We start from the raw sequence: 22,638 nt of genomic DNA on the forward strand, positions 1-22,638 counted from the left end.
CTGCGGCGACCCAGTGGTGCCGAATTTGCCTGTGAACGGCGACGGCATCGGGGTGCCCGGCGTCCCCAAGGCTGACTTTGCTGCGCCTGGCGAAGACGATCCGTGGCGGCTTATGTCGTTGGTCGGCAATTGTCGATGAGAGGCGATAACTGCCGCGGGCGAGCAGGCGTGAGGAACGCCAGACCTTTCGCCACTGAACGGCAACGGCACAAGTCAACGGCCAGCGGTATCTCCTCCGCAGAACCCGGCTGACGCGACGCTGGTAGTCAGTTGCCGAAAAACGGCGAATGCTCTCCGGCCAGGAAAAACGCAGGCCGGAGAGCACGACCGAAGCTCAAGCAGGCAGCGCCGCTTCGATGGCCGCGACGATCGTCTCGTCTTCAGGCTCTGTACGCGGGCGGAACCGACCGAGCACCGAGCCGTCCGGGCTGATCAAGAACTTCTCGAAGTTCCACTGCACGTCGCCGGCTTCGCCGTCCGCGTCGGGGGTTCCCGTGATGCTCGCGTAGAGCGGGTGCCGACCTTCGCCGTTGACGTCGATCTTCTCGAACAGCGGGAACGAAACTCCGTACGTGGTGGAGCAGAACGTCTGGATTTCCTCCGCGGTGCCTGGCTCCTGACCGGCGAACTGGTTGCACGGGAACCCGACAACCGAGAAGCCCTTGTCGCTGTAGCGTTCCTGCAGTCGCTCCAAACCGGTGTACTGCGGCGTCAACCCGCACTTCGACGCCACGTTCACCACGAGCAGCGTCTTGCCGGCCAGCGGGCCGTCGAGAGTGGCGTCGTCGCCGGACAAGGTCTTGAGCGGCAGGTCGCGGATTCCCATGGAATTCCCTTCGATCGTCACACGGAAGGACGGCGCAGGACGCGCGCATCCAGATGTCCGAACGGGCCGTCGGCCCGGCGGTATTCCTCGGCCAGGGCAAGCGCGCGAGCTCGATCCCCGCTGCGGAGCAACCCTGCCAGGGCGTCGAATCGTTCGGTGTGCACGCGGGCGCGCCGGCGGGCGTAGTCGGCGGCGGAGTCTTTGGTGACCATGAACGCCCAGTCGCTGGACAGCGCCATCATCGCCTCGGCGACGGCCTGATCGGCGACGGTGTCGCGAGTGGTCCCATCCTGCTTGTCGACCAAGTCGAGCAGTCGGGTCTGCAGCGCGGTGTTGTCCTGCACCATGTCCGCCACCTGTTCGCCGTCCCAGACTCGCCAGTCCTTGCCGGAGCCCCACGAGGACGCGGGCAGCTGGACCGGCTCGCCCAGATGGCCAGCCTCGAGCGCGCCGCGCAGTGTGGTCACGCGGACGCCTGCCTCGGGCAGCGCGCGCAGGATTCCTTCGAGCCACGCGGGACCTTCGTGCCACCAGTGCCCGAAGAGCTCCGTGTCGTAGGCGGCAACCACCAGCGCTTCGCGGCCGTGTTGTTCACGGAGCGATCGCAGCCGTGCGACGACTGTTTCGACGAAGTCCTTGACGTGTGAACCCAGAACGTCTGCGGCGAGCGCGGGGTCATACGGGGCTTTGTCTTGTGGCTCAACGGTTTTTCCGGTGACTCGCGACGCCTTCAGTCCGACTTCGTGCGCCCAGGTGTGGAAATCGCGATACGCCGCATGGCCTGGATAGCCTGCTTTCGGCGACCAAACCCGGTACGTGACTTCGAGATCGCGGCCGAAGCAGACGACATCGGAGTCGCCGACGGGATGCGCGGCCGAGGTGTCACCATGGAGTGAAGGGCCATCGACAAGGAAGCGTCGCACGCCAGCGTCGTGATAATCTTGTTCCATTCCCGGTGCATAACCACATTCAGGTGCCCAAATACCCTCTTGTGCGCGGCCAATGCGCAGCGCGGTGTCCTCCAACCCTGCTTGGAGGGCGAACCGTCGCACCCGCCGGTCCAGCAACGGCTGGAACGGATGTGCCAGCGGCCCGCCGAGCAGCTCGATCGTGTCACTGTCCACAAGCGACCGCAGGATCGGCGAGAAACCGTGCCGCCAGCGCGTTTCCAGTTCCTCGGTGGCGTGCATCGCGGCTTGGTGCTCGGCGGCGGCGAGGTCGCGCAGCAACGGATCGCCGTGCCAGAGCGTCGATGCGTGCTGCGTGCGCAGCTGCCAGTGGCCGACCCAGTCGTGGCAGGCGCGGATGGCATACGGATCGTCAAGCTGCGCGGCGAGGACTGGCGTCATGCCGAGCGTCAAGACGTCGCGTCGCCCCTCAGCGGCGAAACGGCGCAGCAGGTCGACGACCGGCAGGTACGAATGCGTCCACGCCTGGTACAGCCATTCCTCGCCGACCGGCCAGCTGCCATGGTGTGGCAGCCACGGCAGGTGGCTGTGCAGGACGAGGCAGAACGTGCCTTCGTGTGCGGGATTTCGGGCGCTCACGGGCGCACCGCCACGGCGACCAGGTCGAGGCTCGCGTCGAGGTCGTCGTCGTGCACGGAGAAGTCGTCCGCCCGGATCGCCGCGACGTCCGAGAGGAGGTCCGCGGGCCAGGTGGCTTGTCCGGGAAGGGAGCCCATGACGACGTCCAGCTGCGCGTCGATGATGGAACCGCCGTAGCGGGTTTCGGTGGTACGCAGGGTTTCAGCGTGGTGCAGCCCGTTCAGGGCCGAGACGGTGAACCCGGCCGCGCGCAGCAGTCCGTCCAATTCGGACGGTGCCAGTTCGCGCGTGTGGAACGGGTTGAGCGGGGTGTCGCTGTCCGGAGTGAAAGTGAGCCGGTTCGGGGTCGTGACCAGCAGTTTTCCGCCCGGGCGCAGGACACGGAAGCATTCGGCGAGGAAACTGTCCTGGTCCCACAGGTGCTCGATCACCTGGAAGTTCGCCACCACGTCGACGGCACCGTCCCGCAGCGGGAGGTATGCCAGGTTCGCCCGCGCGACGGCGACATCTGGATACCGGCGTGCGACGTGCTCGGTGGTTGGCTGGTCGTAATCCAGCGCGAGCACTCGACGGGCGTGCTGGGCGATGAGCCCGGCGCCGTAGCCCTCGCCGCAGCCGGCTTCGAGCACCGTCGCGTCGGCGCAGTGGGGGAGGAGGGCGAGATATGCGGCTTCATGGCGGCGGAACCAGTAATTTTCCTCGGGGATGCCGGGGACGGTCCGTTCGCCGGTGAGGTGCAGTGCCTCGGCCCGGGTGGCTGCGTTGGTCACCTGCGCGACCCTAGCGCCTGTCACGTTCCGCGCAGCCGTCTCGTTCCAGTCGCATGCAACGGACGATCACGCGCATCCTCCTGATCCTGCTCGGTCTCTACACCCTGGTGCAGGGGCTCTGGCCGCTGCTCGACCCGATGGGGTTTTACCAGGACTTTCCCGGTTTCCGGCACGGCTGGGTCTCCATGGACGGGCCCTACAACGAGCACTTCATCATCGATTTCGGCGGCCTCAGCCTGGCGCTCGGCGCGATGCTGGTCGGCGCCGCAGTGATGGGCACCACAACTATCGCGCGGCTGGTGGCGGTCGCGGCCCTGCTGTTCGCCGTGCCGCACCTCATCTACCACGCCGGCCACGTCGGGCACTTTCCGCAGCTCGACCAGGTGCTCATCATCGGCGGGCTCGCGGTGACGGTCCTGCTGCCGCTCGTGGTGCTTTTGGTCCCGGGACGGCGAATCGAGGTCAGTTCGACGGCGACACCGTGATGCTGAGCGCACCCGGGCCGACGTGAGCGCCTATCACGGTGCTCGCGTCGCCCACCACGATCTCGCCCGCGCCGGGCACGCGCTCCCGCAACTTCCGGACGATCTCGCTCTCGTCAGAGCCGAATCGAGTCACGGCGAGGTCCACGGGTTGGTCGCCGGCTGCCTTCGCGGCCAGGTCGACGAGCCGGTTCATCGCTCGTTTAGTGCCGGGAACACGGGCGAGCGGGCTCACCTCCCCGTTGCGGACGGTGAGCAGCGGCTTGATCGCGAACGCACTTCCGAGCATCGACTGGGCAGCACCGATCCGCCCCGATCGCCGTAAGTACTCAAGGGTGTCCACGTAGATCAGTTCGGTCGAGTTGCGCACTCGCCGTTCCGCGGCGTCCAGGACTCGCTCGAGCTGTCCGCCGGCCCCGGCGACGCGGGCGGCCGACACCGCTGCGTAGCCGAGACTCATGCTGGCCGTCCCGCTGTCGAGGATGTGCACCGGAATCCGGACTTGCTGGGCGGCTTCGCGGGCGGCTTCGACGGTCTGCGAAAGCCGTCCGGAGATGTGCAGGCTCACGATGGCGGACGCGCCTGCCGAGGCCGCGTCCTGGTAGGTCCAGAAAAACGCGCCCGGATCGGGCGGCGAAGTCGTGACGGCCGCGCCGGATTTCATGGTCTGGATGAGCTCGCTCCGGTCGAAGCGGTGCTCGTCGTCCGTCTGGTCCCCGACGTGCAGCTGGACCTGGACGACACTGATTCGCCACTGAGCGGCGAGCTGCTCGGGCAGGCACGAGGTCGAGTCGGTGACTACGGCGATGTGCGCGGACATGGTGCCGGAGCGTAACCCCTAACGGCCTACTGCGAGTAAGTGACCGTTGCTCCGATCGGGCGAGCGGCGCGCTGGACGGGCTAACTGGTCAACTACCGGGACGATGGTCCCAATAGATTGCTCATCCAGGTGAATGCCGTCACCTCGAGGGGTCCGGCCGCAGAATTGCCCCTAATCTACCGCTCAGTAGAGCACTGTCCCGCGGCCGAGAGCCGGCCCCAACCGGGAGGTCGAAGAAGACCCATGACGAACATCGTTGTCCTGGTCAAGCAGGTACCGGACACCTACTCGGAGCGGAAGCTCTCCGGTTCCGACAACACCCTTGACCGCGAATCCGCCGACGCCGTGCTCGACGAGATCAACGAGAAGGCCGTCGAAGAGGCCCTCAAGATCAAGGAAGCAGGCGAGGGCGAGGTCACCGTGATCTCGGTCGGCCCGGACCGCGCCACCGACGCGATCCGCAAGGCGCTCTCCATGGGCGCCGACAAAGCCATCCACGTGTCCGACGAGGCACTGCACGGCTCTGACGCCATCGCCACCGCGAAGGTCATCGCCGCCGCTGTCGGCAAGGTCGAGGGCTTCGACCTGATCCTGGCCGGCAACGAGGCGTCCGACGGCCGCGGTGCCGCCGTGCCCGCGATCCTCGCTGAGCTGCTCGGCGTGCCGCAGCTGACCTACGTGCGTCAGCTGACCGTCGAGGGCTCCTCCGTGAAGGCCGACCGCGAGACGGAAGACGGCATCACCCACCTCGAGGCGAACCTGCCGGCGCTGGTGAGCGTGAGCGAGAAGATCAACGAGCCGCGCTACCCGTCGTTCAAGGGCATCATGGCCGCGAAGAAGAAGCCGGTCGAGACGCTGACCATCGCCGACCTCGGCATCGACGCGGGCGAGGTCGGTCTCGGCAACGCGTGGTCGACGGTCGTCGAAGCCTCGCCGAAGCCGCCGCGCACTGCGGGCGAAAAGGTCGAGGACGAGGGCGACGGCGGCTCGAAGGTCGCTGAGTACCTGGTCGCGCAGAAGCTCATCTGAGACACGGTTTCGAGGAGGATTCCAGAAAATGGCTGAAGTACTCGTCCTCGTCGACCACGTCGACGGTGATGTCAAGAAGGTCACGCTCGAGCTGCTGACCGCTGCGCGCGCCCTCGGCGAGCCCTCCGCCGTCGTGGTGGGCCCGACCGGCACCGCGGCGAAGGCCAAGGAAGCGCTCGCCGGCCACGGCGCGGCGAAGGTGTACGTCGCCGAGGGCGACGACGCCGCCGGCTACCTGGTGACCCCGAAGGTTGACGTGCTCGCGAAGCTCGCCGAGCAGGTCTCCCCGGCCGCGGTGCTTGTCGCCGCCAGCGCCGAGGGCAAAGAGGTGGCCGCGCGGGTCGCGCTGCGGCTGGGCTCTGGTCTGCTCTACGACGCGGTCGGCATCAACGCCGACGGCACCGTGGACCAGTCCATCTTCGGTGGTGCCTTCTCCGTGAAGGCCAAGGCTGCCAAGGGCGCGCCGGTCGTTTCGGTGCGTCCGGGCGCGGTCGAGGCGGAGGCTGCCGATGGCGCGGCTGCCGAGGAGACCGTCGAGATTCCCGCGCAGGACCCGGCGAAGGCCGCCAAGATCACTGGCATCGAGCCGGTCGTCGGCGGCGATCGTCCGGAGCTGACCGAGGCGTCGATCGTCGTGTCCGGTGGCCGCGGCGTCGGCTCGGCGGAGAAGTTCGACGTCGTCGAGAAGCTGGCCGACTCGCTCGGCGCGGCTGTCGGCGCGTCCCGTGCGGCCGTCGACTCCGGCTACTACCCGGCGCAGTTCCAGGTCGGCCAGACCGGCAAGACGGTGTCGCCGCAGCTGTACATCGCGCTCGGCATCTCCGGCGCGATCCAGCACCGCGCCGGCATGCAGACGTCGAAGACGATCATCGCGGTCAACAAGGACGCCGAGGCTCCGATCTTCGAGATCGCCGACTTCGGCGTGGTGGGCGACCTGTTCAACGTCGCGCCGCAGCTGACCGACGCTGTCGACAAGCGCAAGGGCTGACGTTTTCTTTCGCCCGGAAGGCCGTCGCGTGCTCGCCACGCGGCGGCCTTCCGCGTTCTCCGGAACCTTCTCGTCTGTCTGAGAGGAACCTGAGAACCCGCAATTAACTCAACGTGCACTGACCGGTCATCGATTGGCACTCTCCGAGGCCGCTTACCGGCAGGTACACCTTGACCATGACGTCGTCACAGCTCCTCGTCAGTACTGATCAGGCGGGTGCCGACCTTCCCGCAGGCGCGCCGCGGTATTCGCTTCTGGTCGCCAACGGGAACGATGAAGTGCTCGCCGCACAGAAACTGCGATACCGGGTTTTCGCCGAGGAGATGGGGGCGGAACTGCATTCCCCGGAGCCCGGCCGGGATGTCGACTACTTCGACGAATTCTGCGACCACCTCGTCGTCCGCGACGACAACACCGGCGAGATCGTCGGCTGCTACCGCATGCTCCCGCCGGAACGCGCCGCGCAGGCCGGAAAGCTTTACTCCGACAGCGAATTCGACCTGACGACGCTCGCTGCCCTGCGACCGTCCTTGGTCGAGACCGGACGGTCCTGCGTCCACCCCGACCACCGCAGCGGCGCGGTCGTGAGCCTGGTGTGGGCCGGGATCGCGCGCTACATGCTTCTCTCGGGACACCGCTATCTCGCCGGCTGCGCCTCGGTCCAACTGAACGACGGCGGCAGTTACGCGGCGGGCGTCTGGGATGTCTTGCGCACCAAGCATCACGCGGACGACTCGTTGCGCGTCTCACCGTTGAATCCTTGGGACCCGGACGCGATCGCGCGTCCCGACCGGGCCGTGCTTCCGCCGCTGATCAAGGGTTACGTGCGGCTCGGCGCCAAAGTGTGCGGCCCGCCGGCCCTCGACGCCGACTTCGGGGTCGCGGACTTCTTTGTCCTTCTTGATCTGCAGCAGGTCGACGAGCGGTACTTGAAGTTCTTCCTCGGAGCGCAAGGATGAGTCACGCTTGGATGCCGACGTCGCCCTGCGGTGACGGTTGCCTCACCGAAGGCGCACCGACAGTTGCTTTGTCGCGGCGAATTTTGCGTTTCACTGCAGCGATTTCCGTGGTCTTGGCGGCGCTGCTGGTCGCGCCGGCGTTGCTGGTGATTCGAGGCCGTAGCCGGGAACGCTTGCTGCGCCGGATTTTCCGGGCGGTGCTGAGGGCATTCGGCGTGCGGATGTCCGTCGTGGGCGGTGCGGACTTCCTCGCCGCTCCGGCTGGCCGCGGCGCGCTCGTGGTGAACAACCACATTTCGTGGCTGGACATCATCGCCATCAACGCTCTGCGCCCGATGCGCGCGTTAGCGAAGATCGAAATCGGCTCCTGGCCGATCCTGGGCACGCTGGTGCGTCGCGGCGGCAGTATTTTCCTGGACCGCAACCGTTTGCGCACCTTGCCGGGCACCATGTCCGAACTGGCCGACAGCCTTCGCTCCGGCGCGCTCGTCAACGTCACCCCCGAGGGCACCACCTGGTGCGGCCTGGCCTCCGGCCGCTTCACGACGGCCACCTTCCAAGCCGCGATCGACGGCGGCGTCCCGGTCCGGCCGATCGCCCTTCGCTACCGCCTCGCCGACGGTCGCGAAACCAGCCAGCCGGCGTTCATCGGGCCGGAGTCGCTCATCGCCTCCCTGCGCCGGGTCGCCGCGCTGCGCGGTCTGGTTCTCGAGGTGCACGTGTGCCCAGAGATCGCTCCCGGCCGCGCCGAAGACCGCCGTTCGCTGGCGGCCCTCGCCGAGGCCGCTGTCCACTCGGCCCTCGGCACAGTCCGCATCCCGCCGCAGCGTCGCCGGGTTCTGGTTGGCCGCCGTACGCCCTCCCAGCCGGTTGCGCACTGAGGAACTACCTGGTCACGGGCTCTCGGAGGGGTGTTGCCGTTTTTTGGCGACACCCCTCCGCAGTCTTCCGCCCTCTGCCGATTGGTCTTCCGACCGACCCCGGCCAGCCCATTCGCCACTCAACGGCAACAGCCACCCAACTCGCCTCGCCGCCGATTGGCCACGACTTCCCGTCCCGCCATCTGTAACCGCAGTCCACCATCCGTCGCCGCCGAACGGCGACGGATCCGCTCGCGTCGGTGCACCTGGTTGCCGCGCCCCGCTTTCGTCGCCGCTGAGTGGCGACAGCCGCATGGGCCCACTCCCCATGCTCAGCCTTTTCGCCATTGAGCGGCAACGGCCACTCGCCGCAGTTGCCGCAAACCGGCGACACCGATCCGTCAGATCACTCGAGCCGCACTATCTTCGAGTCTAGCCGACAATCGTGGTCAGGAAACGGCAATAGTCAGCTTCCCTCCAGGGTGCCCGTTCCGGCTCTCCTCTTGCGCAGCTGCCGCTTCCTCTAGCGGAAAGGTCTTCCCCTGCGCAATCCGCAGTCCATTGTGTACATATTCGAGGATCTTGTTCAGCACCTCTTGCGTCTGCCCATCCTGGCCGCCAGACGAGAAAGGCAACCCGAGCTGGAACGCCGCGCCATCGGCAATGGTCACGATGCGCTCCTTCGCCCCTCGCAGCTCGACCGATTCCGGCAAAACGCCATGCCCAGACGCGTCGAACACCGCATCGACTGGACGGTCCGCCGCTTCCCGGACCCGCTCCAGCCACCCGTCGCCGTAACGCACCGGAATCGCGCCCAGTGCTTTCACCTCATCGAGATTGTGCTGTCCAGCCGTTCCGATCACCGTCGCGCCCAACGCGACCGCGATTTGTGTCGCGAACCGGCCGACAGCGCCACTCGCTCCGTGGACAACCAACAGTTCGCCGGCTTTGACATCGAGCAGACGCAACACACGCAGCGCGGTTTCGGCAGCAACCGGCAACGCCGCCGCGTCATCCCAGGAGAGGTTGGCCGGCTTGCGAACAATCGCTCCGCCGAGCGCGAACTCCGCATACCCGCCGGTCGCCGACCAGCCGAACACCTCATCTCCGACGGCGAATTCAGCGCCGTCGCCCGCCGCGTCGACCACCCCCGCGATCTCGAGCCCCGGGATCTGCTGACCCTTGAGCGCCGCGCCGCCGGCCATCGCCCCAGAACGAATTTTCCAGTCGATCGGGTTGATCCCCGCGCGGCGGACAGCGACCCGGACCTGCCCCGGGCCAGGCTCTGGCGTCGGCACATCCTTCAGCTGCAGCACTTCGGACCCGCCGTACTCGGCGAATGTGATGGCTCGCATCTCGGTTCGCACTCTCCTTCGGTCGCCGTACGTCCTACTTAAAGCCAACCAGCATCCGGTGCATTCCGAACCGCACGCTCGATTCGCCAGTAAACGGCAACACTGTCGCCCTGTCGCACTCGATCACCCTCGCCTGACCCGGCGTCGTGACGCAGACAGTGCCCGAACGGTGGGATGCAAGAACTCCGGTTCATCGGTCTAGGCGATCACTCCGACGCCTGCGACTACCTGGCGTCATCGACCTCCTGCGCTAATCGCCCCTCGACTACCCGGACGCGGAATCCGCAGGGAGTCCGCAGATCCGGCTTCTCCAGCTTTGAGCCGCGGAACCTCGTACTGACACGGCGAATCTCATCCCGATGCGATGTGCCCCACTGCCCACCCCGGAGGGGCAGCGGATGTCTTGACCTCCAGAGCACTAGAGGTTGCAAGCTCGCGATCATGAGCCAGACCGTCGAAGCACAGCCTCGAAAAAGCGTCCTCTGGAGTCGCGAGCATCGTCTTGTCACCGTCGGCCTGCTGCTTGTGGTCACGCTGGTGGCCTTCGAAAACATGGGCGTCGCCACTGCGATGCCGACGCTGGTCGCCGAACTGCACGGGTTCGCCCTCTATTCCTGGCCGTTCACCACGTTCCTGGTGGCCAGCGTCGTCGCGACTGTCTTGTCCGGACGACTAGGCGACCGCAGAGGACCAGCGCCAGCTCTCCTAGTGGGGCCGGCGCTGTTCGCCGCGGGACTAGCTGTCGCAGGTATCGCCACCACAATGCCGATGCTCCTAGTCGGCCGTGCGCTGCAGGGCTTCGGTTCAGGGTTTCTGCTGGTGTCCGTCTCGCTGTTGATCGCCCTGACGTTCACCGACCGCGAACGCCCCATCATCTATGCGGCCAACGCCGCTGCTTGGGTCCTCCCAGCGGTCATCGGCCCGTCCGTCGCCGGCTTGGTGACCGTGACCGTCGGCTGGCGATGGGTCTTTCTCGGGCTGCTCCCGCTGGTCGGGATCGGAGTCGCCCTCCTCTACAAGATCACCCGCGGTTTGCCCGCCCATGTGCCACTGCCGGCCGGACGTCGCGCAGGCGTCCTCGCCGCTGTTGTAGCGGCGCTTGGAGTCGCCGCCCTGAGCTGGGCCGCCCAACACCCATCGCCTGCCGTGCTTGCCTACGGGGCCGTGGGTCTTGTCGCGCTAGCCGTCGCATTACGCAAGCTCCTGCCTGTCGGAACCATGACCTCTCGCCCCGGATTGCCCACGGTGGTCGCCTCTCGCGCCCTGCTCGCCGGCGCATATGCGGGCATGGAGGCCTATCTCCCGCTGACCATGACTGCCGTCCACGGCTATAGCCCCGCTCTCGCTGGCTTGCCGCTGACCATCACCGCGCTTGGCTGGTCCGCCGCGTCGGCTCTCCAAGGCCGATTCCTCGACTGGTCGCGGGAGGCATCGCTGCGCACCGGCTTCGTTCTCGTAGCCGTGGGTCTGATTGGCTTCGGCTTTGTCGCCCAACCGTGGTTCCCCGCCTGGGTGGCCTTCGCTGTCTGCGCAGTCGGCGGCGCGGGGATGGGGATCGCGATGCCCGCCGTCTCGGTCCTCCTGCTGCGCTACTCGCCGGAGGGAGAGCGGGGGTTCAACACGTCCGCAATGCAGCTCGCCGACTGGGTCGGATCAGCGCTGCTCATCGGCCTCGGCGGGGTGCTCCTGGCCGCCGTCGCCTCCGCCGCTCAGCCTTCTGCCGCGATGGGACTGCTCAGTATCGCCCTCGTCCTGCTCGCGCTGCTCGGTGTCCGACTCACGAGCCGGTGGCCGAAACAGGTGTGACGTGCCACTCTGCGGCCTGGGGCGAGCTTCGTCACAGGCCGCATCGGTCTACCCTGATAGAGCGATGACCTATCTCGACCACGCGGCAACCACTCCAATGCTGCCCGAAGCCATTGCGGCGATGACTGAGGCTTTGTCCACCGTGGGCAACGCCTCCGCGCTGCATTCTTCGGGACGGCGAGCTCGGCGGGCCGTCGAGGAAGCACGCGAAGTGATCGCCGCCGCCTTGGGCGCGCGGCCGTCGGAAGTCATCTTCACTGGCGGTGGTACTGAGAGTGACAACCTCGCGGTCAAGGGCATCTTCTGGGCTCGAAACGGCGAGGACCCGGCTCGGCGTCGCATCCTTTGCAGCACCGTCGAGCATCACGCGGTCCTCGACACCGTCGAGTGGCTGGAGCAGCACTCCGATGCTGAGATCACCTGGCTTGAGGTAGACGACCAGGGCCGGGTGTCGCCGGAAACGCTCCGCGCCGCGATTGAGTCGGCCCCGGAGACGGTTGCCCTCGCGACGGTGATGTGGGCGAACAATGAGGTCGGCACTGTCAATCCGGTCGCCGCTCTCGCCGAAGTCTGCAACGAGTACGCGATCCCGCTGCACACCGATGCCGTCCAGGCGGTCGGTGCGGTTCCCGTCGACTTCACCGCCTCCGGCGCAGCCGCACTCACACTGACTGGCCACAAGCTTGGCGGCCCGTACGGTGTCGGCGCGCTTCTCCTCGACCGAGACACCTCGTGCGTCCCTGTCCTTCACGGGGGTGGCCAGGAGCGCAGCGTTCGCTCGGGCACTCTCGACGTCCCAGCGATCGCCGGCTTCGCCGCTGCGGTGCAAGCGTCGATCAGCGGCCGCGCGGAGTATGCCGCCAGGGTCGAGAAGTTGCGTGACGAGCTTGTCGCCGCGGTCCTGCGCGAAGTCCCGGACGCGATTCTCAATGGCCGCGACGGTGAGCGTTTGCCGAGCCACGCTCACTTCACTTTCCCCGGCTGCGCGGGCGATAGCCTGTTGATGCTCTTGGACGCCAAGGGCATCGAGTGCTCCACCGGTTCGGCGTGCACCGCGGGAGTCGCGCAACCAAGTCACGTCCTCCTGGCAATGGGGGCAGACGCCGCCGCAGCCCGCGGCTCGCTCCGATTCTCGCTTGGCCACACGTCGACACTGGACGACGTACATACCCTGGCCCGAGAGATCAGTGGCGTCGTCACTCGTGCCCGACAGGCCGGTCTCGCCGGCATGCGCAAGCAGATGCAGAAGCAAGAGGTGTAAAGCAATGCGGGTATTGGCCGCAATGAGCGGAGGAGTCGACTCGGCCGTCGCCGCTGCGCGTGCAGTCGACGCTGGCCACGACGTCGTCGGAGTGCACCTGGCGCTTTCGGCTCAACCTGGCACGCTGCGCACGGGTTCACGCGGCTGCTGCACAATCGAGGATTCACACGACGCTCGCCGGGCCGCGGACATCCTCGGTATCCCGTTCTACATCTGGGATTTCGCAGAGCGCTTCACCGAAGAGGTCGTTGAGACGTTCGTCGGCGAGTACGCCGCCGGCCGTACGCCGAACCCTTGCGTGACTTGCAACGAGAAGATCAAGTTCGAGGCGCTGCTTGAGAAGGCGCTCGCTCTTGGCTTCGACGCTGTCGCGACCGGCCACTATGCGCGCCTGGCCACTGTCGACGGAGAGTTGGAACTTCGCCGGAGCGCGGACGACGGCAAAGACCAGTCGTACGTGCTGGCTTCACTGCGGCCAGAGCAGCTTCGCCATGCGATGTTCCCGCTGGGCGACTCTTGGAAGTCGGACGTGCGCGCCGAGGCGGAGCAGCGTGGGCTTTCGGTGGCACGGAAGCCGGACAGCCACGACATTTGCTTCATCCCGGACGGCGACACCAAGAAGTTCTTGGAGAAACGGCTCGGCGAGCGTCCTGGCGAACTCGTCGATGCCGAGACGGGTGCGGTGCTCGGGCGTCACACCGGCGTGCACGGATTCACCGTGGGCCAGCGGAAGGGCCTCGGCATCGACGCGCCGGCCGCTGACGGGCGACCTCGTTATGTCCTTTCGCTCGAACCTGTTTCGGGCACGGTGAAGGTTGGTTCGTCGGCAGACCTAGGTGTCCAGGCCATCGACGCGGACCGGGCGATCTGGCCGAGCGGACGGGCCTTGGACGGACCGACTGAATGCACCGTCCAGGTTCGCGCGCACGGAGGCATCGCCGATGCGGTCGCCGAAGTGGATGAAGACGGGCAAGTCTCCATTCAGCTGCGCGAGCCGTTGCGCGGTGTGGCACCGGGTCAGGTCGTTGTCCTTTATCGGCAAGACGACCAGGCTGGCGACCTCGTACTCGGGAGCGCCAAGATCTCTGGCACGCGCTGAACTTCCTTATGCCCCTAGGCGTTCCTCTCCAGGCTGTTCTGGTGTGGGTTGGGGATCGTGCAGTGGCGGAGGTGCGCTTTCAGCTTTCTCGCCGGTCGGTGTCGTGACGATGAGCTTCCCGTCCTGCAGGACCTCGTAGCTCCAGTCGGCTCGATTCTTGAGACGGCGATGGCGTAGGCAGTAGCTCAACGTCGAGTCTGCGTCCGCGGAATCGGGCCCGGTTGGTTCCGTCAGGCAGTTCTGTGCGGGCCGCGGGCAGCCGGGCTGCCGACACTCACGGTCGCGGACCCGCACAAACTCGTCCACGTCGATGCTCGGCCGATACCGGAACTTGCCGACCTCGATCACTTGTCCGGTCAGCGGGTCGGTGATGACCCGGCGGACGATTGTGTCGGGACCGGTGGCGATGTGGCGCGCGAGCTCGGCCGGGATGTGACCGTGACTGGCCAGCTCAGCGGGATTGTCGTTGAGCCCTAGATAGGTCTGCAGATCGACATAGAGATACACCTCGGTCTGCTCCGGAACGCCGCCTTTGCCGCTGAGCAAAAGATCGATCGCGACGTCAGCGCGCAGTTGGTCGAGGGTTCGCTTCTCATCGCCGGTCTTGAGCGATCGAGCAATCTTGTCGACGCGGAGGTAGGCCGCCGTAGCTTTGTCGGTCGAGGCGTTGTCGACTGAGATCCGCGAGATGCCTTCGCTCTGGTGCTGCAGGGTGACGCGGCGCTCGGCTTTCCGCTGGGCCAGGCGGTCCATCGCACCGTCCGGGTCGATTTTCGTTGCGGCGTAAGCGGTTGCCTTGCGGACTTGGGTCGGGTTTTTGTCCTCTAACCGGTGTTCGAGCAGGTAGTCGACCATCCGTGCATGGCGGTCGGACAGTTGGCCGGTGCCGTCGGTGACCTTCATGGCGCGATAGAGGTCGAACTTGCCCTCGTCCATCAGCCGGAAGGTTCGAGGGAGACGTTGGGACAGAGCTTCGGCGGCGGCGATCATCGCTCCGGCGCGGGTATCGGTGATGTGCAAGGCAAGCGCGAGTTCGCACGCTAGCTCGTGCGGGTCTGATCTTCGTCTTCGCATGCCTGCCATGCAATGCAGCTGCAAAGCCTGCAAGCGGGCGATCTGGCGGTTCGCGTCTTTCACGGCTGCCATCAGTTGGCCAGTCTGCAGGCGATTGAAGAGGTCGAGGTTCGCATGCATGGTGCGAAGCAGGAAGGCGAGGTCTGCGGTTTCGGTGGTCTTGTTGGCCTGATCGGCGTGGTCCGCCGGCGTGGTCGACTTGCTCATGATCGTCACGATACGCATTGATTCGAGTACCGTCAGCTAAATTGCGCGAAGGGACCCATCGTGCGATCGCTTGGCTTTTGCGTGACAACTCTGGCACGGTGAATGGCGGGTGATCGACGCGTGGACGGCCGAAGCTGCGTGAAGGAGGTGGTCAGAGATGCAGCTTGAAACCCGTGTGACTCGCGACGAAGCCTAATCGTTCGTAGAAGGGGTGCGCTGCCGTCCTCGTCGTATCCGAGGTGAGCTGGACTAGGTTGCAGCCGCGTCGCCTTGATTCGTCGATGGCCCATTGCACGAGCTCCGCACCCAAGCCTGAGCCGCGGTGGTCGCGGTGTACGCGCACAGCTTCGATCTGCCCGCGAAGGGCCCCGCGCCGTGCGAGGCCGGGGATGATCGTGAGCTGAAGTGTGGCTATCGGTCGATCGTTTGATGTTGCGACGACCAGCAGCTGATTTGGGTCTGCAGCAATGGTTTTGAACGCTTGCAGGTAGGGCTCAAGGTCGGCGGGCGAGTCGCGGGTTGCGCCAAGTTGGTCGTCCGCAAGCATCTGGACGATTGCTTCGACGTCGTCGGGACGAGCTCGTCTCACAGTCATGGGAGGCACGGCGGATCAGTACTCCATTGGGGAGCGATGGACGGTTGGCTGCTACGTGGTCTTGTAGCGGCGAATGCCGTCGACGTCTTCTGCTGCGAGCTTGTTCTGTGAGACCAGGAGATCCAGGTGTGCGCCGGTCTCGAGGACGGCGAGCATCTGATTGAAGGCGTCCATTTCGGACAGTTTGCGGCCGCGGCGTGTCCAGCCGAGGCGGTTGGCAGCTTCAAAAGCGGTGCTCGCTCCGGCTTCGATTTGAGCCGCCATCGTTTCGAGACGTTGCCGGTGGTGTTCGAGAAGCTCGTCGATCCGGGCATGCACGCTGTCTGTGACTGGCCCATGAGCTGGCAACATGCGCCGGTCCGGCATGCCTCGAACCAGACGGAGGGAGTCGAGGTAGTCGTTCAGCGGCAACTCAGCCGGAACCGGCTGGAAGCCGATCGACGGAGTGATGTGCGGGAGCACGTGGTCGCCGGAGAACAAAAGATTGGCTGCGCCGTCTACGAAAACCACATGCCCATTGGTGTGTCCTGGGGTGTGGACAACGTCGAACTCGCGATCGGGCAGCACCGCACGCCGGCCGGGCGTCAGCCATTCGTCCGGCTCTTCCCAGAGATTCGCCTCGGTGTGGCGAGGTTCCGAACCGAACAGCTTGCTGAGCGCGGTGATGACCTCTTGTCCGTCGCTGAGGCGGAGGAGGTCGAGTTGGGCTTGCATGGGGAACTGGTTCGGGTTGGCGCTCGCGTCGAGCGAAGGCTGCTCGAGCTTCCCGAGGGCGATCCGGTTGCCGAATTCGCGCCGAAGCGCGACTGCCTGCGTGTAGTGATCCCGGTGGACATGGGTGATGAGGAACTCTCGGACATCGCCGAGCTCGGCGTCGAGCGCCTTGAGTGCGTCGGCCAGTAGCTGGCGAGATTCGGTGAGGGCCCACCCCGAGTCGACGAGCACGAGGTTCGTGCCGTCGGTGACTGCGTAGACGTTGACCGCGCGCAGGGCGTCGTTCGGCAGCGGCAATGGGATCCGGTAGACGCCCGCGGCCACTTCGTAGACACCGGGATCGGCCCAGTTCGAGTTACTGCCTTCGGGCAACGGCTCCACGGCGACCTCCGTCCAGGCGGGACCTCGGCGTCCCGGACTTTCCTTACATTGGGCCGTATTCCGGTCGCTGTCCACCTGGCGGCGCTGAGACACCGGTCACGTGGATCAGCCGGGTTGTGCGGTCAGCGCGATGTCGATGGTCAACGTTGTCGCGACGAGCATGCTCGCCAGCGGCTCGGGGACCTGCAGCGGGATCTCTACGAGACAGGCGTTGCCGCTGATCGGCGAAAGCTCCGGCGACGGGCGGCCGACGTGCGCGACCTCGGTGCCGACCGGGTCCTCGACGGTCACTTCCCATCGTTGCCTGCCACTGGCGACGACCCTGGCGATTGTCTTGCCTTCGGCACGCAGGGTGAAACGGACGCCACCCGCGTTGGCCGGGATGATTTCGCCGATCGGCGTTCCGTCCGCGCGAGTGACCACGAAGCGGGCCAGCGGGTCCTTCGACGGTTTCTCGACCTTGAGGACAGTGCTCTGGTTCGCGTCGCGGACCTCGAACCTGCGGCTGACGTACTGGTCGGATTTCCACAGAAGCTGAATGACTTTGCGCAGGAAGCTGAGGGTAGTGACAGCGACTCCGCCAATGTGGAGGCCGTGGCGGTCGAACACGCCGTACTCCTGGCCGGCGGCAGTCGGCTTCGCCTCCCGGCTGACGTAAAGGACCGGCTCGGTGAAGAGAGTCCGCTCAAAGGAGCGGCTTGAAGCCCGGCGGTACGGTGCTCCGGGCATAGTGCCCCGCTGCGGCTCCCGGGCGGATGCGTCACCGGGTGTTTTGCCGGGCGGTGGCGGGGCGGAGCTGGTCATGACGATCCAGACTAACGCGGTGACCGCGAATTCGGTGCAGGCAAAGGGATATGCGGCGAATGTCCGGCTATTGCCGCGCGGTCGGGTGAAGCTTGTCCCGAGGGGCGGTGCGGACCGCGGCCGCCCGTTCCGCGACAATCCGGCCTGTGAGTGAACGACCTTGGCCCGCGGGCGCGGCGACGGGAATCGGGTCCATGCCGGGGACCGATCCCGTCGAGGCCGCCGCCGTCGTGTTCGGAGAGCTTCCCAGCTTCCCGTATGTGCCCGAATTGCCGGCCCGCGGCGTCGGTGCCGACATGCTCGGCCGGACCGCCGCGTTGCTCGTGGACCTCGCCGTCGAGGTCGTGCCCAGCGGTTACCGCGTCGCCGGGCGGCCCGGTCACGACCATCGTCGTGGACGTGACCTGCTCCAATGGGACCTCGATGCCGTACAGGCCGCCCGCGAGAACGCTGGTGCGCCGGCAGTCCTCAAGACCCAGATCGCAGGGCCGTGGACACTCGGCGCGGGGATCGAGCTCGCCCGGGGGCATCGGGTGCTCACCGACCGCGGGGCGTTGCGGGACTTCACCTCGTCGCTGCTCGACGGGCTTTCCCAGCACGTCGCGGAGCTGACCGCGAGGACCGGCGCGCCGGTGGTCGTGCAGCTCGACGAGCCGTCGTTGCCCGCTGTTCTCGCCGGAAAACTGGCTACTCCGTCGGGATACGGCAACGTCCCCGCGGTGCCTGAGCCCGAGGTTCGGGAGCTGCTTGCGACGACAATCGAACGGATCGGAGCGATGACTGGGCAGCCGGTCATCGTCCACTGCTGCGCTCCGCGGCCGCCGATCGCGCTCTGCCGCGCTGCGGGTGCCGGGGCCGTTGCGTTCGACCTCAGCATGCTCGCCGGGGCGTCTGCCGAGCTTCTCGACGAGATTGGCGAGGCTTGGGACAGCGGTATTTCGTTCTTCCTTGGCCTCGTACCGGCCACCGACCCCGCGACGGCTCCGGGGTTGAAGGACGTCGCGTCGCCGGCGCTCAGGCTCGTGGACCGGCTGGGCTTCAACCGTTCGATCCTGGCCGAGCGCGCTGTTCCGACGCCTGCGTGTGGTCTGGCAGGTGCCACGAACGAGTGGATGCGCCGGGCGCTCGCTCTTAGTCGCGACCTGGGCAAAGGGTTCGTGGAGCCGCCCGAGAACTGGTGATTTCGCGGACGTGCGGCGGCCGTGACGCGTACCGTGGCTGGTGAAGAGAAACAACCGGGGGAAATTCCGAATCATGCGTTTGTTCCGTCGTCGTCGCTCGGAAGCCGACACCGAAGCCGCGCCGCCAGATCCCCGTACGCCGTGGCCTGAACAGCAAGTGCCGTCCGACGCTGCCGCTGCGGCGGCTGCGTTCTGGGAAGGGTGGTACGACCTCTTGCCCGAGGTCAGTGCCGCGCTGGGCGAGGGTGAGCCGCATCGCGTCGAGCACGATCTGTGCGTGCTGGTCGAGACGCTGCACCCTCGGCTGCACTTCTCGCTGGAGCGCGGCCGGATGGCGATCTACGCGTTGGTCGTCAGCGGACAGGAAGACCCGGAGCTGCGCCCGTACACGGACGCGTGGAAAGCTGCTGGACCGCCGGATGACGCGATCTGGGAGTACCACGATTCGGTGCCCCCGGTCCCGGATCCGACCGGGGTGACGGTGAACCTGGGCGAGCATCGCATCTCGCTGGCTGACGTGCGGGTCGTCGCGCAGGTGGACGACGGCGTGGTTGACGTCGCGGTGCATCACCCCGCGTTCGCTGACCTGGACGAGGCTTCGCGCACCACGATGACGTTCCTGCCGCTCGACGCGACGCTGGGCGAGCGTCTGGCCGCCGAGCGGTTGGGCCGGGTCGAGACCGCCGAGGCCGCGCCGGAAGGCACGATTGATCTTCTGGAGTTCCGGGAGCTGGTCCGCGGGCTGGCGGAGCAACCGGACGAAAGCGTCGGTGCGTCCGACTAGGCTCACCACCTGTGAGCAGCACCGACCTTCCCCAAGACCAGGTGGCCGTGGAGGCCGCCCAGGACGTGACCGACGTACCGGCCGACGTGCGCGAGCGGCACGGCGCGCTGGCCGAGGAGATCCGCGGCCATCAGTTCCGGTACTACGTGCTGGACTCGCCGATCGTCTCCGACGGCCAGTTCGACGCGCTCCTCGGCGACCTCCAAGAGATCGAGGACGAGTACCCGGCGCTGGTCACGCCTGATTCGCCGACCCAGAACGTCGGCGGCACGTTCTCCACCGACTTCACCGCGCACGACCACCTCGAGCGCATGCTGAGCCTGGACAACGTGTTCGACACCGACGAGTTCCTCACCTGGGTCGAGCGCGTCGAGAAGGAAATCGGGTCGACGGAGTACCTGGCCGAGCTGAAGATCGACGGCCTGGCCATCAACCTGCTCTACGAAAACGGCAAGCTCACCAGGGGGCTCACCCGTGGCGACGGGCGTACGGGCGAGGACGTCACGCTCAACATCCGCACTCTCGATCAGGTACCGGACGAGCTCACCGGCACTGACGAGTTCCCTGTGCCGAAGCTCGTCGAGGTGCGCGGCGAGGTCTACTTCCGCGTCGAGGACTTCCTTGAGCTCAATGCGAAGATGGTCGAGGCGGGCAAGCCGCCGTACGCGAACCCGCGCAACACCGCTGCCGGGTCGCTGCGGCAGAAGGACCCGAAGATCACCAGGGAACGCTGGCTCCGGCTGATCTGTCACGGTCTCGGCAAGCGGGACGGCTTCGAGCCGGTCACGCAGTCGCATGCGTACGACGCGCTGGCGGCCTGGGGGTTGCCGGTGTCGCCGCACACGCGGGTGCTGCGGACCGGCAAGGAACTCACCGATCACATCGCCTATTGGGGTGAACATCGGCACGACGCCGAGCACGAGATCGACGGCGTGGTGATCAAGGTCGACCAGGTCGCGTTGCAGCGTCGCCTCGGCACTACGTCGCGCGCGCCGCGGTGGGCGATCGCTTACAAGTATCCGCCGGAAGAAGCGATCACGACGCTGCTCGACATCCAGGTCGGTGTTGGGCGCACGGGACGGGTCACGCCGTTCGCCGTCACCGAGCCGGTCAAAGTCGCGGGCTCGACGGTCGCGCGTGCGACGCTGCACAACCAGGAAGAGGTCAAGCGCAAGGGTGTGTTGATCGGCGACCGGATCGTGATCCGCAAGGCCGGCGACGTGATCCCTGAGGTGCTTGGTCCCGTCGTAGACGCGCGCACCGGTGCCGAGCGGGAATTCGTGATGCCCACCGAATGTCCGGAATGCGGGACGGAACTCGCCTACCAAAAGGAAGGCGACAAGGACATCCGGTGCCCGAACACCCGGTTCTGTCCCGCGCAGCTGCGGGAGCGGCTGTTCCACCTCGCCGGGCGCGGTGCGTTCGACATCGAGGTGCTCGGGTACGAGGCGGCGGTCGCGTTGCTTGACGCGAGGGTAGTTGCCGACGAGGGCGACGTGTTCGACCTCAACGAGGAGTCCCTCGCCGAGGTGGAGTTGTTCCGTACCAAGGCAGGCGACCTGTCGGCGAACGCGCGGAAGCTCCTGGCGAACCTCGATTCGGCGAAGGACCGTCCGCTGTGGAAGGTGATTGTCGCGCTGTCGATCCGGCATGTCGGGCCGACTGCGGCGCAAGCGCTTGCGCGGGAATTCGTTTCGCTGCAACGGATCGAGGACGCGAGCGAGGAGGAACTCGCGGACGTCGACGGTGTCGGCCCGACCATCGCGCACGCGGTGCAGGAATGGTTCGAGGTCGGCTGGCACCGGGAAATCGTCGAAAAATGGCGACGGTCCGGGGTTCGGATGGAGGAGGAGCGCGACGAGTCCATCCCTCGGAATCTCGAGGGCCTGTCGATCGTGGTGACCGGTTCGCTCGACGGGTTTTCCCGTGATGAGGCGAAAGAAGTCATCATGGCGCGCGGTGGCAAGGCCGCGGGATCTGTGTCGAAGAAGACGGCGTTCGTCGTCGTGGGCGACGCGCCGGGGTCGAAGTACGAGAAGGCTGTGCAGTTGAAGGTGCCGGTGCTGGACGAGAACGGGTTCCGCGCGTTGCTGGAGCGCGGTCTGGAAGCGGCTGCGGAACTGGCGCTCGACACCGGTGCGGACGAGGAAGCTGAGGGCGGCGATGAGTGACGTGGAGATCCGCCCGGCGCGGCGGGAGGAGTTCGATGCGCTCGGCGAGGTGACCGTCGAGGCTTACCGGATCGAGGGATTCTTCGACACTGATGCCGCGTACGAGGCGAAACTTCGGGACGTCTCGGGGCGGGCGCAGCACGCCGAGTTGTTGGTCGCGGTCGATCCGGACGGTCAGGTCGTCGGGTCGGTCGCGATTGTTCAGCCGGGGAGCAAGCTGTCCGAGATTTCGCAGCCGGGGGAGTTGGAGTTCCGCATGCTGGCCGTCTCGGCGGCGGCGCGCGGGCGAGGGGTTGGGGAGGCGCTTACCCAAGCTGTGCTGGCACGTGGCCGGGAACTCGGCGTCGACCGGGTGGTGCTGAGCAGCCTCGACGTGATGCGGAAGGCGCACCGGCTCTACGAACGGATCGGGTTCCGGCGGTTGCCGGGGCGGGATTGGCATCCGCATCCGGGGGTCAACCTGATCGCCTACGAGTACGGCTTCTGACGTCTCGTTTTCGCAGGTCAGAGACTTTTGCCGTTTTTCGGCGAAAGCGTTGGGCGGGGTTCATCGCCGGTATTCGCCTTTGAGTGGCGACGGTTTGGTGAGCCTCGTCTTGCCGCTCGTCGGGTGCTTGGCGTGCCTGGGCTGTGAGGCGTCTGCCCGGTGTTGAACTGTCACGGCCGTCGCCGGTGGACGGTTGCGTCGGGCGCGCCTGTTTGGCGAGCTTCGACCGGCTATGAGCTGTGACGTGTAGATGTCTGGCTTCGACTCAAGCTGTCACGCGTGAGGTACCGACTCGTATCGAGGAAGCGTGAGGATGGCGAAGTTCGTTCAAGCTGCCGTTCCGGTCGTTGGCGTTGCTGCGTTTTGCTGTCGCGTGCAAGGCGGCACCACAACCTGGTGGCACCTCAACGACGGTCACGGCGGCGACTGTGACCGCGA

21 protein-coding genes are annotated in these 22,638 nt (G+C 66.5%); 12 read left to right on the top strand and 9 right to left on the bottom strand.

Translation table 11 applies throughout. The annotated features are described in order from the left end of the window. Positions 1–334 precede the first annotated feature (334 nt). The 3 genes from ABZX37_RS13495 to ABZX37_RS13505 are packed head-to-tail and all read right to left on the bottom strand — an operon-like array spanning position 335 to position 3,143. On the bottom strand, positions 335–826 hold the full coding sequence (locus ABZX37_RS13495; protein WP_354739173.1) for a glutathione peroxidase: 492 nt from the start codon (positions 824–826) through the stop codon (positions 335–337). Positions 827–843: 17 nt separating this feature from the next. Further along, the gene (locus ABZX37_RS13500) at positions 844–2,373 is read right to left on the bottom strand and encodes a glycoside hydrolase family 57 protein (protein WP_354739175.1); all 1,530 of its coding nucleotides are present in this window, start codon (positions 2,371–2,373) and stop codon (positions 844–846) included. Further along, on the bottom strand, positions 2,370–3,143 hold the full coding sequence (locus tag ABZX37_RS13505) for a class I SAM-dependent methyltransferase (protein ID WP_354739176.1): 774 nt from the start codon (positions 3,141–3,143) through the stop codon (positions 2,370–2,372). Before ABZX37_RS13505 ends, ABZX37_RS13500 begins: the two co-directional genes overlap by 4 nt. A gap of 53 nt (positions 3,144–3,196) precedes the next feature. Here ABZX37_RS13505 and ABZX37_RS13510 point away from each other — a divergent pair, with 53 nt between their 5' ends. After that, on the top strand, positions 3,197–3,628 hold the full coding sequence (locus ABZX37_RS13510; RefSeq protein ID WP_354739178.1) for a hypothetical protein: 432 nt from the start codon (positions 3,197–3,199) through the stop codon (positions 3,626–3,628). On the opposite strand, the gene ABZX37_RS13515 is transcribed toward ABZX37_RS13510, so the two are convergent. After that, positions 3,606–4,445, bottom strand: a complete 840-nt coding sequence (locus ABZX37_RS13515) for a DegV family protein (RefSeq protein ID WP_354739180.1) — start codon at positions 4,443–4,445, stop codon at positions 3,606–3,608. The genes ABZX37_RS13510 and ABZX37_RS13515 overlap by 23 nt on opposite strands. A gap of 243 nt (positions 4,446–4,688) precedes the next feature. Between ABZX37_RS13515 and ABZX37_RS13520 the strand changes: the two genes are divergently transcribed. From ABZX37_RS13520 to ABZX37_RS13535, 4 genes are all read left to right on the top strand, one after another. After that, positions 4,689–5,474 carry an electron transfer flavoprotein subunit beta/FixA family protein gene (locus ABZX37_RS13520; protein WP_354739182.1) on the top strand — a complete coding sequence of 262 codons (786 nt, stop codon included), beginning with the start codon at positions 4,689–4,691 and terminating at the stop codon, positions 5,472–5,474. 28 nt (positions 5,475–5,502) lie between these two features. Beyond that, on the top strand, positions 5,503–6,462 hold the full coding sequence (locus ABZX37_RS13525) for an electron transfer flavoprotein subunit alpha/FixB family protein (protein WP_354739184.1): 960 nt from the start codon (positions 5,503–5,505) through the stop codon (positions 6,460–6,462). Positions 6,463–6,638: 176 nt separating this feature from the next. After that, entirely contained in the window at positions 6,639–7,421 is a 783-nt protein-coding gene (locus ABZX37_RS13530) for a GNAT family N-acyltransferase (RefSeq protein WP_354739186.1), read from the top strand. After that, positions 7,418–8,302, top strand: coding sequence for a lysophospholipid acyltransferase family protein (locus ABZX37_RS13535; RefSeq protein WP_354739188.1), 885 nt, complete (start codon positions 7,418–7,420; stop codon positions 8,300–8,302). The genes ABZX37_RS13530 and ABZX37_RS13535 overlap by 4 nt, the downstream gene beginning before the upstream one ends. Positions 8,303–8,730: 428 nt before the next feature. Here the strand turns inward: ABZX37_RS13535 and ABZX37_RS13540 are convergent, their stop codons facing one another. Further along, the gene (locus ABZX37_RS13540) at positions 8,731–9,636 is read right to left on the bottom strand and encodes an NADP-dependent oxidoreductase (protein ID WP_354739190.1); all 906 of its coding nucleotides are present in this window, start codon (positions 9,634–9,636) and stop codon (positions 8,731–8,733) included. 441 nt (positions 9,637–10,077) lie between these two features. Here ABZX37_RS13540 and ABZX37_RS13545 point away from each other — a divergent pair, with 441 nt between their 5' ends. The 3 genes from ABZX37_RS13545 (at position 10,078) to mnmA (ending at position 13,802) form a co-directional block, all read left to right on the top strand. Continuing rightward, entirely contained in the window at positions 10,078–11,442 is a 1,365-nt protein-coding gene (locus tag ABZX37_RS13545) for an MFS transporter (protein ID WP_354739192.1), read from the top strand. Between the two features lie 64 nt (positions 11,443–11,506). After that, the gene (locus tag ABZX37_RS13550; protein WP_354739194.1) at positions 11,507–12,703 is read left to right on the top strand and encodes a cysteine desulfurase family protein; all 1,197 of its coding nucleotides are present in this window, start codon (positions 11,507–11,509) and stop codon (positions 12,701–12,703) included. A gap of 4 nt (positions 12,704–12,707) precedes the next feature. Then, positions 12,708–13,802, top strand: coding sequence for a tRNA 2-thiouridine(34) synthase MnmA (mnmA, locus tag ABZX37_RS13555; RefSeq protein ID WP_354739196.1), 1,095 nt, complete (start codon positions 12,708–12,710; stop codon positions 13,800–13,802). 6 nt (positions 13,803–13,808) lie between these two features. Here the strand turns inward: mnmA and ABZX37_RS13560 are convergent, their stop codons facing one another. The 4 genes from ABZX37_RS13560 to ABZX37_RS13575 all read right to left on the bottom strand — a co-directional run bounded on the left by ABZX37_RS13560 (position 13,809) and on the right by ABZX37_RS13575 (position 17,502). After that, the gene (locus ABZX37_RS13560) at positions 13,809–15,083 is read right to left on the bottom strand and encodes a DUF222 domain-containing protein (protein WP_354739197.1); all 1,275 of its coding nucleotides are present in this window, start codon (positions 15,081–15,083) and stop codon (positions 13,809–13,811) included. A 151-nt stretch (positions 15,084–15,234) separates the two neighbouring features. Beyond that, entirely contained in the window at positions 15,235–15,678 is a 444-nt protein-coding gene (locus ABZX37_RS13565) for a GNAT family N-acetyltransferase (RefSeq protein ID WP_354739199.1), read from the bottom strand. A 51-nt stretch (positions 15,679–15,729) separates the two neighbouring features. Beyond that, complete coding sequence (locus ABZX37_RS13570; protein ID WP_354739201.1) at positions 15,730–16,773, bottom strand: MBL fold metallo-hydrolase; 1,044 nt, start codon at positions 16,771–16,773, stop codon at positions 15,730–15,732. 105 nt (positions 16,774–16,878) lie between these two features. Beyond that, positions 16,879–17,502 (bottom strand): hypothetical protein, encoded by a 624-nt coding sequence (locus tag ABZX37_RS13575; protein WP_354739203.1) that lies wholly within the window; start codon positions 17,500–17,502, stop codon positions 16,879–16,881. A gap of 221 nt (positions 17,503–17,723) precedes the next feature. Here ABZX37_RS13575 and ABZX37_RS13580 point away from each other — a divergent pair, with 221 nt between their 5' ends. From ABZX37_RS13580 to ABZX37_RS13595, 4 genes are all read left to right on the top strand, one after another. Further along, the gene (locus ABZX37_RS13580; RefSeq protein WP_354739205.1) at positions 17,724–18,758 is read left to right on the top strand and encodes a methionine synthase; all 1,035 of its coding nucleotides are present in this window, start codon (positions 17,724–17,726) and stop codon (positions 18,756–18,758) included. 73 nt (positions 18,759–18,831) lie between these two features. Then, positions 18,832–19,542 (top strand): hypothetical protein, encoded by a 711-nt coding sequence (locus ABZX37_RS13585; RefSeq protein ID WP_354739206.1) that lies wholly within the window; start codon positions 18,832–18,834, stop codon positions 19,540–19,542. An 11-nt stretch (positions 19,543–19,553) separates the two neighbouring features. Next, positions 19,554–21,713 carry an NAD-dependent DNA ligase LigA gene (gene ligA, locus ABZX37_RS13590; protein WP_354739208.1) on the top strand — a complete coding sequence of 720 codons (2,160 nt, stop codon included), beginning with the start codon at positions 19,554–19,556 and terminating at the stop codon, positions 21,711–21,713. Next, on the top strand, positions 21,706–22,200 hold the full coding sequence (locus ABZX37_RS13595) for a GNAT family N-acetyltransferase (RefSeq protein WP_354739210.1): 495 nt from the start codon (positions 21,706–21,708) through the stop codon (positions 22,198–22,200). Before ligA ends, ABZX37_RS13595 begins: the two co-directional genes overlap by 8 nt. Positions 22,201–22,638 lie beyond the last annotated feature (438 nt).

The organism is Amycolatopsis sp. NPDC004079 (genome assembly GCF_040610415.1).
In the GTDB taxonomy this organism is placed as follows: domain Bacteria; phylum Actinomycetota; class Actinomycetes; order Mycobacteriales; family Pseudonocardiaceae; genus Amycolatopsis; species Amycolatopsis halotolerans.